The organism is Planktotalea frisia, from assembly GCF_001890925.1.
In the GTDB taxonomy this organism is placed as follows: domain Bacteria; phylum Pseudomonadota; class Alphaproteobacteria; order Rhodobacterales; family Rhodobacteraceae; genus Planktotalea; species Planktotalea frisia.
This window is the reverse complement of record NZ_MLCB01000214.1, coordinates 1-12,244: the sequence shown is the minus strand read 5'-3', so window position 1 is coordinate 12,244 and position 12,244 is coordinate 1. Positions and strand designations below refer to the sequence as shown.

At 55.2% G+C, this 12,244-nt stretch carries 14 protein-coding genes and 1 pseudogene; 5 read left to right on the top strand and 10 right to left on the bottom strand.

Annotated elements, in window-relative coordinates; all coding sequences use genetic code 11:
- Positions 1 to 3: 3 nt before the first annotated feature.
- On the top strand, positions 4 to 201 hold the full coding sequence (locus PFRI_RS19585; RefSeq protein WP_072632389.1) for a hypothetical protein: 198 nt from the start codon (positions 4 to 6) through the stop codon (positions 199 to 201).
- On the opposite strand, the gene PFRI_RS19580 is transcribed toward PFRI_RS19585, so the two are convergent.
- On the bottom strand, positions 198 to 1,442 hold the full coding sequence (locus PFRI_RS19580; RefSeq protein WP_072632388.1) for a sarcosine oxidase subunit beta family protein: 1,245 nt from the start codon (positions 1,440 to 1,442) through the stop codon (positions 198 to 200). The genes PFRI_RS19585 and PFRI_RS19580 overlap by 4 nt on opposite strands.
- A 301-nt stretch (positions 1,443 to 1,743) precedes the next feature.
- Between PFRI_RS19580 and ccmI the strand changes: the two genes are divergently transcribed.
- Genes ccmI through PFRI_RS19565 form a run of 3 tightly spaced genes read left to right on the top strand, consistent with a single transcriptional unit; the run spans position 1,744 to position 3,682 of the window.
- On the top strand, positions 1,744 to 2,976 hold the full coding sequence (gene ccmI / locus PFRI_RS19575; protein ID WP_072632387.1) for a c-type cytochrome biogenesis protein CcmI: 1,233 nt from the start codon (positions 1,744 to 1,746) through the stop codon (positions 2,974 to 2,976).
- A complete protein-coding gene (ruvX, locus tag PFRI_RS19570) occupies positions 2,973 to 3,455 on the top strand; it encodes a Holliday junction resolvase RuvX (RefSeq protein WP_072632386.1) in 483 nt (160 codons plus the stop codon). Before ccmI ends, ruvX begins: the two co-directional genes overlap by 4 nt.
- Positions 3,452 to 3,682, top strand: a complete 231-nt coding sequence (locus PFRI_RS19565; protein WP_072632385.1) for a DUF1289 domain-containing protein — start codon at positions 3,452 to 3,454, stop codon at positions 3,680 to 3,682. The genes ruvX and PFRI_RS19565 overlap by 4 nt, the downstream gene beginning before the upstream one ends.
- Positions 3,683 to 3,691: 9 nt before the next feature.
- Here the strand turns inward: PFRI_RS19565 and PFRI_RS19560 are convergent, their stop codons facing one another.
- The 7 genes from PFRI_RS19560 to PFRI_RS19530 form a co-directional block, all read right to left on the bottom strand.
- Positions 3,692 to 3,889: a hypothetical protein gene (locus PFRI_RS19560; protein ID WP_072632384.1), complete on the bottom strand. Its 198-nt coding sequence runs from the start codon at positions 3,887 to 3,889 to the stop codon at positions 3,692 to 3,694.
- An 80-nt stretch (positions 3,890 to 3,969) separates the two neighbouring features.
- The gene (gene scpB, locus PFRI_RS19555; protein WP_072632427.1) at positions 3,970 to 4,569 is read right to left on the bottom strand and encodes an SMC-Scp complex subunit ScpB; all 600 of its coding nucleotides are present in this window, start codon (positions 4,567 to 4,569) and stop codon (positions 3,970 to 3,972) included.
- A gap of 61 nt (positions 4,570 to 4,630) precedes the next feature.
- Positions 4,631 to 5,449: a segregation and condensation protein A gene (locus PFRI_RS19550; protein ID WP_072632383.1), complete on the bottom strand. Its 819-nt coding sequence runs from the start codon at positions 5,447 to 5,449 to the stop codon at positions 4,631 to 4,633.
- Positions 5,439 to 6,446, bottom strand: a complete 1,008-nt coding sequence (locus PFRI_RS19545; RefSeq protein WP_072632382.1) for a glycoside hydrolase family 3 N-terminal domain-containing protein — start codon at positions 6,444 to 6,446, stop codon at positions 5,439 to 5,441. The genes PFRI_RS19550 and PFRI_RS19545 overlap by 11 nt, the downstream gene beginning before the upstream one ends.
- Positions 6,446 to 7,516, bottom strand: coding sequence for an SPOR domain-containing protein (locus PFRI_RS19540; RefSeq protein ID WP_245812492.1), 1,071 nt, complete (start codon positions 7,514 to 7,516; stop codon positions 6,446 to 6,448). Before PFRI_RS19540 ends, PFRI_RS19545 begins: the two co-directional genes overlap by 1 nt.
- A 77-nt stretch (positions 7,517 to 7,593) precedes the next feature.
- Positions 7,594 to 9,327: an arginine--tRNA ligase gene (gene argS, locus PFRI_RS19535; protein WP_072632381.1), complete on the bottom strand. Its 1,734-nt coding sequence runs from the start codon at positions 9,325 to 9,327 to the stop codon at positions 7,594 to 7,596.
- A 59-nt stretch (positions 9,328 to 9,386) separates the two neighbouring features.
- A complete protein-coding gene (locus tag PFRI_RS19530) occupies positions 9,387 to 10,523 on the bottom strand; it encodes a deoxyguanosinetriphosphate triphosphohydrolase (protein ID WP_072632380.1) in 1,137 nt (378 codons plus the stop codon).
- A gap of 77 nt (positions 10,524 to 10,600) precedes the next feature.
- Here PFRI_RS19530 and PFRI_RS19525 point away from each other — a divergent pair, with 77 nt between their 5' ends.
- The gene (locus PFRI_RS19525; protein WP_072632379.1) at positions 10,601 to 10,924 is read left to right on the top strand and encodes a HesB/IscA family protein; all 324 of its coding nucleotides are present in this window, start codon (positions 10,601 to 10,603) and stop codon (positions 10,922 to 10,924) included.
- Positions 10,925 to 10,926: 2 nt separating this feature from the next.
- On the opposite strand, the gene PFRI_RS19520 is transcribed toward PFRI_RS19525, so the two are convergent.
- Both PFRI_RS19520 and PFRI_RS19515 read right to left on the bottom strand, forming a co-directional pair.
- Complete coding sequence (locus PFRI_RS19520; protein ID WP_072632378.1) at positions 10,927 to 11,844, bottom strand: DMT family transporter; 918 nt, start codon at positions 11,842 to 11,844, stop codon at positions 10,927 to 10,929.
- Positions 11,841 to 12,176: pseudogene (locus tag PFRI_RS19515) on the bottom strand (DUF6902 family protein); the annotation flags it as partial. The pseudogene PFRI_RS19515 and the gene PFRI_RS19520, both read right to left, overlap by 4 nt.
- Positions 12,177 to 12,244: the final 68 nt, after the last annotated feature.

Below are 12,244 nucleotides of genomic sequence, written 5' to 3'. Positions count from 1 at the left end.
GGCATGAATATATTGTATTGGGTCATTGGTGGTGTGTTCGTTTTGGGCATTAGCATGGCCCTTTATGAACGCCGCAAGGGCAAGGTTCTTTTGAAGCATGACTTTAACCAGCTTGGTACTGAAACCGAGACTGATCGCGCGGCGACCCGTGTGCAGGACGAAATGGCCGCGAGAACTGCGTTTACGCATCTCAAACATTAGTGAGCCACCCCCGCAGCAACGCTCTCATCAATGAACTTGCCCTCTTTGAACCGCCACATGGAAAACTCTTCCGTCAAAGGAGACTCCCCCTTCGCCATCAATTCCGCCATGGCCCAGCCAGACCCCGGAATGGCTTTGAAACCTCCCGTGCCCCAACCGCAGTTCATGAACATGCCCTCAACTGGCGTCTTCGTGAGCATAGGCGAGCGATCCCCCGTCACATCGACAATCCCGCCCCATTGGCGCAGCATTTTCAGGCGGGATAGCATCGGGAACGTCTCAATAAGCGCGCGCACGGTTTCTTCCACGTGATGGAATGATCCGCGCTGTGTATAATTGTTATAGCCGTCCGTGCCGCCACCGATGACCATTTCGCCCTTGTCTGACTGGCTCAGGTAGCCGTGCACGGTGTTGGCCATGACCACGATGTCCATCGCGGGTTTGATCGGTTCTGACACCAGCGCTTGCAAGGCGACACTTTCCATTGGCAAACGGAAGCCCGCCATTTCGGCCAGCACGGATGAATGTCCCGCAACCACGCCGCCAAGCTTATCGCACTCAATCGCACCTTTGGTGGTGTCGACGCCCACGACTTTACCGCCCTCGGTGCGCACGCCTGTAACTTCACATTTTTGAATGATGTCCATGCCCATGTCCGAACACGCCCGCGCATAGCCCCACGCCACCGCATCGTGGCGCGCTGTGCCGCCGCGTGCTTGCCAAAGGCCACCAAGGACCGGATATCGCGGGCCGTTGAGTTCAATGATCGGGCAAATCTCTTTCACTTTGCCCGGCTCGATCCATTCTGTCGGCACGCCTTGCAAAGCATTCGCATGGGCTGTGCGTTTGTAGCCGCGAATTTCGTGTTGGGTTTGCGCCAGCATCAAAACGCCGCGCGGTGAGAACATGACGTTGTAGTTCAGGTCCTGCGACAAGGTCTCATAAAGTGAGCGCGACTTTTCATAGATCGCCGCAGACGGGTCTTGCAGGTAGTTCGAGCGAATGATCGTGGTGTTGCGCCCCGTGTTCCCGCCGCCAAGCCAGCCTTTCTCGATCACCGCAACATTGGTGATGCCGAAATTTTTGCCCAAGTAATACGCGGTCGCCAAACCATGCCCACCTGCGCCGACAATGATCACATCGTATTTCGCCTTTGGCTCTGGGGATCGCCACGCGCGCTCCCAACCTGTGTGGTGACGCAAAGCTTCGCGCGCGACGGCAAAGGCTGAATAACGTTTCATAGTGGGCACCCTCAAGGTTAGATAAAACGGCGGTAGGTTCGGCTTGGGCAAACGGATTCGCTCCATGCTTTGGTTTTGGGCCTGATGGCGGAAAAGAGGATACTCGCACCGACAAAAAAGCACGCGAAAACGACCAAGCCCGATAATCCTGATCTAAGTCAGCACAGAGCGAATGCAAAGCCCCAGCACGCTGAGGCCTGCGACAAAAACCGCAATCTTATGGTTTCGCGACAGCACATGCGCGCTGGCTCTTTTTTTCGCGGCCATTGCAGACTAGATGTGTGGCGAAAGAGGAGATGTCATGACCTTTTGGCTAATAACATTTGTCTTGGCGGCTGGGGCCTGCAGCTTGCTCGCGTTTGCTTTGTGGCGCGGTCATGAAGGGGCACGTCCTGCGGCAGAGTTTGATCTTAACGTGTACCGCGATCAACTGTCCGAGGTAGAGCGCGACCGCGCGCGCGGTGTGATCGACAATGACGATGCAGAGCGTCTTTCCAATGAGATCTCACGGCGCATTCTGGCCGCCGACAAAGCACTTCAAGAAGATCACGCAGACCTGCGCAGCCCTGTGGCGATGCGCTACGGTGCAATTGCAGTGCTTGGCGCGGTTCTGGTTGGTGGCTCTTTCTATCTTTACCGCGATCTTGGCGCACCGGGGTACGGCGATCTTGCTCTTGCGACCCGCATCCAAGCCGCTAAAGTCGCGCGTGCTGAACGTCCGAGCCAAGAAACCGCAGAAGCGTCCCTGCCCGCAGCTGGCATCGACCCGAACGCGCCCAAATCTTACATCGAGCTCATTGAAAAGCTGCGCGAGGCCGTGCAACAGCGCCCAGACGATATTGAAGGCGCGAAACTTTTGGCGCTACACGAAATGCGTCTTGGCAATGCAGCAGCTGCGCATGTTGCACAGGCCGATGTGATCCGGCTCAAGGACAGCGACGCCACTGCTGAAGATTACGCAACATACGCAGATATGCTTGTGATTGCGGCGGGCGGGTATGTCTCCCCTTTGGCAGAGCGCGCATTGGCGATGACGTTGCAAAAGGATCCCAAGAACGGCGTTGCGCGCTATTATTCCGGCCTGATGATGCTGCAAGTGGGCCGCCCCGATGTGGCCTTCCGCGCATGGGCGACATTGCTGCAAGAAAGCCCTGATGATGCGGGATGGGTTCCACCTATTCGCGAACAGATCGAGGAACTCGCGTTCCGTGCGGGTGTGGAATATGAACTCCCACCTTTGCGCGATGCATCCCTTACTGGGCCTAGCGCTGAGGACATTCAAAATGCTGAAGAGCTGAGCGAAGAAGATCGCCAAGATATGATCCGTGGCATGGTCTCGCAACTCTCTGATCGGCTTGCGACTGAAGGTGGTAGCCCAGAGGAATGGGCGCGTTTGATTTCGGCCCTCAGCGTACTCGGCGATGCGGATCAAGCGGCACTCATCTGGCAAAACGCAAAAGACGTGTTTGGCGATCGCCCTGACGCCTTGGCCATCGTGCACGAAACCGCGCGTAGGATCGGGGTAACCCAATGATCTATGAAGACGTCGAAACCTTTGCCAGCACGCTCCAACAAGGACGCGCGCTGATTGGTCTCGACCTTGGCACCAAAACGATTGGGGTGGCTGTAAGTGATGGCTTGCTCTCTGTTGCCTCCCCTTTGGAGACGATCAAACGCACCAAATATACTGCCGATGCCGCGCGCTTGAGCGAGATCATCGCGGGGCGCGAGATTTGCGGCATTGTGCTTGGCCTGCCGTTTAATATGGACGGCTCCGAAGGGCCACGATGCCAATCAACACGCGCGTTCGCGCGCAACTTTGCGCGGCAGTCCGAACTCCCGATTACTTATTGGGACGAACGCCTGTCTACCGTCGCCGCAGAACGCGCCCTGCTCGAGGCAGATGCGTCAAGAAAACGGCGTGCCGAAGTGATTGATAACATCGCTGCAGCCTACATTTTACAGGGTGCTTTGGATCGCCTGTCACACATCAAACGCGAGGCCACGCTATGAGCGTTCCTGTCTGGACACGCAACGAAATCGACAGTCCATGTATGCAAATATGCGTGGTGCATCCTGAAACGCGACTGTGTACCGGATGCAATCGCTCGATTGATGAAATCGCAAAATGGTCAAAAATGACGCCCGCAACGCGCGCATCAATCATGGCAGAATTGCCCGACCGTCAAGCCGTCCCCAAAGGACGTCGTGGTGGTCGCGCGGCACGTCTTAAACGCTAAAGCCCAAGCTTAAAGCTTGGTGAAACGACGACCCAAACGCGCGGTCTGACGCAAACGTTGCTTGTCTTGCTGGATATCGGCGCTTTGTTGCGGGTCATCGGTATTGCGCCCTTTGCGCTTGGCCATTTGATCCACGCCAGCGTTTATACCTTTGTTGATCGCGATGCTCATCACGCGACGGATCACCATATTGATGATGGAATTCATATTCCATGGATTTGCTCCCGTTTGTGCCTCAATACACTACTTAGTGCTCGATTGTGCAGTTTTCAGGGCATTCTCCCCAATTATTCTTCAAAAAGCTCAGTCTGATCCTCATCGCCCTCTTCTTCGTCGCCATCAAGGGCCGCTCCAAGACTTGGAGGTGGGCGATTTTCCAAAAGCCCCGCAGAGCGTAGTTCTTTGAGACCGGGCAAGTCACGCGCGCTCTCAAGGCCGAATTGATCCAGAAAATCAGGCGTCACCACAAACGTCACAGGCCGCCCCGGTGTCATCTTGCGACGCCCAAAACGGATCCACTCCATTTCCAGCAATTGATCGACCGTGCCACGCGACACGGACACCCCGCGAATTTCTTCGATTTCTGCGCGCGTCACAGGCTGATGGTATGCAATAATCGCGAGTGTTTCGATCGCGGCCCGCGAGAGTTTACGCGTTTCAACCGTTTCTTTTTGCATCAGAAAACTAAGATCACCCGCCGTGCGCATCGCATACGCATTGCCCGTTTTCATCAGCGTCACCCCGCGTCCTTCATAACGCTTTCGCAAATGCACCAGCGCTTCTGCCGCATCACAGCCATGGGGCATACGCGCGTTCAAATCTGCCACCGTCACGGGCTCTGCGCTGGCAAATAAAACTGCTTCTACCATGCGCTCTTGTTCGCCCATGGGCGGTGCTTCAAACAGGCTTTGCTCAATCTCAAGCCCATCTTCATTCGCTTTTTGCAACTCACTCACGCTGCTCTCTCCGTCGTAATTCTATCGGCTCGAACATCGCGCTTTGGCGAATTTCTGCCTTGCCTTCTTTCACCAACTCCAAAGATGCCGCGAAAGTTGCAGCCGTCGCAGAGCGGCGCTTAATCGGGTCATTCTGCCAACCCTCTGGCAAATATGATGAAATATCTGTCCATGTCCCCGCGAACCCAATCAAACCACGCAAGTTCCCCAACGCTTCCTCCATCGTGTAAACCGCGTCGCGGTCCATCACAAAGGGGCGAAATTCATCGCGGGTTCTGATGCGCGCGTAACCTTGCATAAGGTCCAGCAATGTCGCGGAATAGGTGACTTTGCGCACACGCTCGACCACTTCGGGAACGCCGCGCGCAAAGAAATCGCGCCCCAATCGGTCCCGCGCCATAAGACGTGCGGCGACATCGCGCATAGCTTGCAAACGCTCGAGCTGAAATGCGAGGTGCGCCGCGAGTTCTTCGCCAGAGGGTCCCTCTTCTGTCGGATCAGGCGGCAAGAGCAAGCGCGACTTAAGGAACGCCAACCAAGCCGCCATCACAAGATAGTCAGCCGCCAATTCCAAACGCAGTTCCTTCGCGCGCTCCACAAACAACAAATATTGTTGTGCAAGTTGCAGGACCGAAATCTTGCGAAGGTCTACTTTTTGCGTACGCGAAAGCGTTAAAAGGATGTCGAGCGGACCTTCATACCCGTCCACATCCACGATAAGCGCTTCTGCCGCCATACGTTCCTCAACAGACAAGCGGCTGTGCGCGTCCGTGTCAAAATCGTCCTTAGTATCCGTGGTGTCAGGCGTCATGTCCTGCCTCATTTGCCAGCGCTTCAAGCTGCGCGTGCAAATGAGAAATGTCAACAGGATCAGGTGTGCGTCGGCACGCAAGTGCTGCGTCCGCGCGGCTTTGGCTCTTTTCGCTCATTTTGCCAGACGCGGCGACGACTTCTTCCATTTCAGCCATATCGCCGTTGCAATGCAAAACAATATCACACCCCGCATCGATCGACAGACGCGACAATTCCGTCAGCGATCCAGTCAAAGCTTTCATCGTGATATCATCGGTCATGATCATCCCGTCAAAGCCGATATCTTCGCGGATCAAGCCCATCATCTTAGGCGACAACGTTGCAGGGCGATCATCAAAAGCGGTGTAGGTAATATGCGCAGTCATGCCCATCGGTAGGTCATTCAAGGCCGCAAAGGCCGCGAAATCACTTCGGCGTAGAACCTCGCCGTTCGTGTCTACAATCGGCAGATCTAGGTGGCTGTCAGCAACGGCGCGCCCATGGCCTGGAATGTGCTTTAGAATCGGCAGAACACCGCCATCAAGCAAGCCGCCCGCGACGGCGAGACCCACTTTAATAACATCTTCTAAAGTGCTGCCATAGCACCTATTTTTCAGAAATTCATGCGTTTCATCGCTGGCAATATCCATCATTGGTGCGCAGTTGGAATCAATCCCCAGAGAGAACAACTCATCTGCAATAATGCGGTAGCGCAGGTACATCGCACGCGGTGCATTTTCGCCAAAACGCTGCACATCATCAAGCGGTGGCAACCACTGATGCGCGAGCGGCGGGCGCAAACGCTGAACGCGGCCCCCCTCTTGATCAATTGTGATCGGCGCATCGCGCCCGACGGCGTCGCGCAAGCTATCGCAAAGCGCGCGGATCTGATCCGGAGTTTCCAAATTGCGATCAAAGACGATAAAGCCAAAGGGATCTGCCTCTCGAAAGAAGCTTACTTCGCTCGCGCTAAGAGTCGGGCCAAGACAGCCGAGGATGGTTGCCCCGTTTGCCATCAGCGTGTGACCACAGGAATGCAGTCGGTGTTCTGTGCTGTCAAAGCAGAGCAGAAACGCCGTGCGTCCGCGAGATCGCTAAACCCATGGGCGCGCAAACGATAAAAAGTGCGTCCGCCGCTTGTGGCCTTTTGTACAACACGATCTTTACCAGCCATGTAGTCAACGAAACGTTGTGAAAAGCGCTCCCATTCCTGACGCGCAATCTCGGGGCTTTCATAGGCACCGAGCTGCACAAGTCGCGTGCCCGCGGGGATGGTTGATGGATTAATCTCTTTCGTGCCACTCGCGCTCGTAGCAACGGCACCAAGCGACGCGGTGCGCACACCATCAGGGCGCACTTTCGGGCGCAATGAAATAGTCACTCCAGGCACGCTTGCGGCAATCGCATCTTGGCTCAGGACAAGTGGCGCAGGTTCAGCGCGTGTTGGCGCAGCAACGGGTTGGACATTCGAAATCGAAGTCACAACTGGCGTGCTTTGCACTTGGCCCTGCTGGGTTAACGGCGTGGCCCCCGCAGCGATTTGAGCAGCCAAAGCTTCAATCGACGCCATCTTCGGATCCGCTGCCGTCGCGACCTCTTGGACAGGTGCGGTCAACGTCAGCGTGTCCGAGTTACTATCACTCGGCGCAAAGCGCGGTTGTGCAGCTGCAAGCTGATCAATAAGCGCCGTATCTTCACTCGCAAGGTCAATGGGCTCTGGCGCCAGCACGACGCGATCTGATGGACCTGCGGTGCCGCCAGCGGCCGCAACATTGTTAACTGAAAGCCCTTGGTTTTGCGCCTCCGCGCCACCGGGATCAGCGGGACGGATACGCATTTCGCCCTGCACAGCGCGCACAACGGGCACACCCGCCACATCGCGTGCAATCAATTGATAGCTCCAAGCACCAACACCCACGAGCAAGGCAAGCGAAATACCTGCCCCCGCCAACGCAGCAGCAGCGCGCACAGAATTATTCGTCGACTGCGCGGGCGGACCAGCTGGGGGCTGCTGATAGCCTTGATACGCTTGATACGATCCGGCCTGAGGCGCATACCCGCGCCCGTTCATTGGAAAATCTGCCATTTTGCCTCACATCCGTGCCCGCGATACCGTGCCGCGTACATCTTTTGCCTACTCAAGTCCGGCGTGAGGAATGTCGTTTATCGCATTTCTTCAACCGGTTCGACACCCAAGATACCGAGGCCAGCGCAAATCACAACCTGCACGCAACGTGCGAGGGCAATTTTAGAAATAGATGTGGCTTCTGAGTCGTCTTGCAGGAATCTGAGCTCCGGCAGATCGTTGCCGCGATTGTAGAGTGCATGAAATTCGCTTGCTAAATCATAGAGATAGAATGAAATCCGATGCGGTTCATTCGTGCGAGCCGCAAGTGCTACCATACGCGGCCATTCAGCCAGCTTCTTGGCGACAGCGATCTCTGCTTCGTGGTCCAACTGGCTCAAGTCAGGCGTAGCGTTCAGATCAAACCCTGCGTCACGCGCTTTGCGCAACACGGAATTCACCCGCGCGTTGGCGTATTGAACGTAAAAAACTGGATTGTCTTTGGACTGCTCGAGCACCTTGTCGAAATCGAAATCAAGCGGCGCATCATTCTTGCGAGTGAGCATATGAAACCGCGTGGCACCGGGGCCGACTTGATCCACCACATCACGCAAAGTAACGAACGTCCCTGCCCGTTTGGACATTTTGAACGGCTCACCGTTTTTGAACAATTTCACCAATTGAATCAGTTTGATATCGAGCGGAACGCGTCCGTCAGAAAGCGCGGATACCGCCGCCTTCATCCGCTTGACGTAGCCACCGTGATCTGCGCCAAAGACGTCGATCAACATATCATAGCCGCGCGAGACTTTGTCGTAGTGATAGGCAATATCAGGTGCAAAGTAAGTCCAAGCACCATCCGATTTCATCACAGGGCGGTCCACATCATCGCCATGCTCTGTGGATCTGAACAAAGTCTGCTCGCGCGGCTCCCAGTCCTCAGGCTTCTTACCCTTTGGCGGCTCAAGCACGCCCTCATAGATCAAGCCCTTCGATTTCAGCGCCTCGATCGCCGCTTCGATCCTGCCTGTTCCATAGAGAGATTTCTCTGAATAAAACTTATCCATCTTGATGCCAAGCGACGCCAAATCTGCCCGCACGAGATCCATCATCTTCTCAGTGGCAAATTCACGCACCTCGGCCAGCCAGAATTGCTCGCCTTTGTCTAAAAACGCTGCGCCCACCTTGTTTTTCAGCTCAACACCGACGGGGATCAGATAGTCGCCGGGGTATGTTCCATCCTCGAACGCGACCTCTTGGCCATGCGCCTCCAAGTAGCGTAAATAAACAGAACGCGCGAGAACATCGACCTGCGCGCCACCATCGTTGATGTAGTATTCGCGCGTGACGTCGTAGCCCGCGTAATCCAGCAAGCTCGCCAAAGCATCGCCAAACACAGCACCTCGCGTGTGGCCCACGTGCAAAGGCCCTGTTGGGTTCGCAGAAACATACTCGACGTTAACCTTTTTGCCCTGCCCCATGTCGGAACGGCCAAAGGCAGCCCCTTGTTCAAGCACAGCTGCGAAAACGTCCTGCCAAAGCGTCACTGCCAAACGCATATTCAGGAAACCGGGCCCTGCCACCTCAGCGCTTTCGATCCGCGCATCACTTACCAAATGCACCGCCAAAGCATCTGCAATATCGCGTGGCTTCATCTTGGCAGGCTTGGCCAAAACCATCGCAGCGTTCGTCGCCATATCCCCATGCGCCGCATCACGCGGTGGCTCAACCGCGACGTTGGCGAAGTCAAGATCAGCAGGCAACTCGCCAGCGGTTTGCATCGCCTCGAGAGCGGTCAAAACGGCGGCGCGGATATCGTCAAAAAGGTTCATCGAACAAGTCCCAATAGGTTTGGAGCGCTCATATCATGCGTGGCGCAACATTCAACGGTTTAGCCAATAAGGCGGTCATGTTCTTGCTGTGCAAAACGATCTGTCATGCCTGAAATATAGTCCGCCACGATCCGCGCAAGCTCGGTCTCGCTCTGTGCGCGCTCCACATCTGCGCGCCATTCAGTCGGTAGTAAGTCAGTTTGCTGCATGAACAATGGAAACAATTCTTCCACCACAGAGGTCACCCTAGCACGCATTTCCACTACAGATGGGGCGCGATACATGCGGGTGAAAAGGAAAGTGCGGATCACTTTCAGGTCTCGCCATAACTCTTTGGAAAACAACACCGTTGGCGCTCCAAGATCCCGAATGTCTTGCGCCGTCTGCACACCGCTTTGCGCGATATTTTCGCGGCTCGTCGCGATCACATCGGACACCATTACCCCGAACACACGACGCAGTGCTTCGTGCATGCGCCGTGAAGGATCTAGCGTTGGATAGAGCCGATCCACCTCAGCGAATGCAGCACCCACTATCGGCAACTCGCAAATGTCATCCTGCGTGAACAAACCTGCGCGCAGCCCATCGTGTAGGTCATGATTGTTGTAGGCAATATCGTCTGAGAGCGCCGCAACCTGTGCTTCTGCACTCGCATGTGTGTGCAACTCTAGATCATGACGCGCGTTATAATCGCTGAGCGCATGGGGCAAATCGCCGATCACCGGGCCATTGTGCTTGGCCAAGCCCTCAAGCGTTTCCCAGGTCAGATTCAACCCGTCAAACTCTGCATAATGCCGCTCTAAAGCGGTCACGATCTTGACCGCCTGTGCGTTGTGATCAAATCCGCCGTATGGCTGCATCAACGCATCCAAAGCATCCTCGCCCGTGTGCCCGAATGGCGTATGTCCTAAATCATGTGCCAAAGCGATCGCTTCGGTTAGCTCTTCATTCAAGCCCAATGCGCCTGCCATGGTGCGCGCCACTTGGGCCACCTCAATCGAATGTGTCAGGCGGGTGCGAAAGTAATCGCCCTCATGTTCGACGAACACCTGGGTCTTATGTTTCAGTCGCCGAAAGGCACTCGAATGAATGATCCTGTCGCGGTCGCGTTGAAAACACGTGCGATGCGCGCTTTCTTCCTCAGCCACGAGCCGGCCGCGCGTAAGCGCCGGATCACAAGAATATGTTGCGCGCATGAAGTCCCGTCCTTGCCGCTTGTCCCATGCGCGCTTATATTGGGGTTAACCGAAAAAGCCCACAGGCGGATACGCAGATGAACTTGCCACCCAAAGTGACCCCGCGCGCGTTTGAGCGTCTCTCCGAAATTGGCGCGGCCGAGCAAGGGCAAGCCTTGCGCGTCGCCGTCGAGGGCGGCGGCTGTTCCGGTTTTCAATACGAGATCAAACTCGATGCCCCTGCGGGCGATGATTTGGTTCTAGAGGGCGCTGGTGAGAAAGTCGTTGTGGACTCCATGTCGCTGCCATTTCTAGAGAACGCGGTTATCGATTTTTCTGAAGAATTAATCGGTGCGCGCTTTACCATAGAGAATCCAAATGCTAGTAGCTCGTGCGGCTGTGGAACTAGCTTTTCGATGTGAAATCAAACAGTTGAAGTGCGTTGCTGACCCAATCGAAACCCCGTTGTTTCGATCAATAGGTATATCCCAGCTAAGATAATAACGCTTGCGCCAATGATCAGGTTCAAACTGGGCAGCTCTGCAAATACCACTGCGCCAACCACGATCATCACCACAAATTGCAAGTTCATCAAGAGCGTGGCGACATAAGCTTTCATGTGCGTAAGCGCGACCACCAATACCCAGCGTGCAAGGAATAGCAGGCTCGCATAAGACGCGATCAAGAGCATATCCAAACCGCCCATCGGCCTATAGACAAACGGCAAAACGCAGCCCATTACCAGAAACAACGCAAAGTTCGGATAGAAGACTTGCAACAGCGCATTATCCTCGTCACGACTGATATGACGCGCAAGCACCATCGCAGCGGATCCACAAAGAGCGCCCAAAGCTGCGCTGGAATGCGCAAACGTCAATTCGGCAAGCCCATCAGGGTAGAGCAGAAACATACCCGCAACGCCTGCGCTGAGTGCAATCCAGCTTTTCCAACCCACCGGTTCGCCTAAAATCGGACCACTCAAAAGCGCTGCGAATATTGGGACTAACGCAATGAACACAAAGACTTCTGCGAACGGCAATGAGCGAAACGCAAAGAAATAAAACACAGATGCTGCAATAAAGAGCATCGACCTCAACGCAAGCGTGCGTGGCCGCTTTGAGCGAAGCGACGTCACCTTGCCCTCTGTTGTAGTCCGGCACATTAACCAGCTTAACACCGCGACGATCCCACCTGAGAAAAAGAACAACTGCGGCGCCTCAAAGCTCTGCGCGACAGTTCTCGTGATCGCATCCGCTCCCGTCGCCAAGACGCAATAGAGCAGGATCAACATTAGGCCGCCGAAGGCGCTGCACGCAAAGACAGAGAAACGCTCGCCGCTCATGTCGCGCGTTCCAATCTATTGGGTATTTGCGAGCGTTCAGGCTGTGCACCAGCACGCGCAAAGTATTGAAAGAACGCCGCAAATTCCGTCGTCGAATTCACAACATCGTATAAATGTGACGCGACATTATCAGGCAATGACGCGAAAACACGGTACTGCATCAAATCCCAACTGACGCTGCGCGCTCCGTCCCAATGCAGCAGCGTTTCTGAGATTATGCCCAACGCACCCAGAGGTTGTACCTGGTTATAAAACCCCATCCCCGTTTTCGTATAATCCCCTTTAAACGCCTGCTCACCCATCTGAGCGCAGGCCCAATTAGACACGAAATATTCGTGGTATACCGCTGCTACCCCAAAACCCGAATTTTTTCATGGGTTATGACGCGGAAATTGTCTGA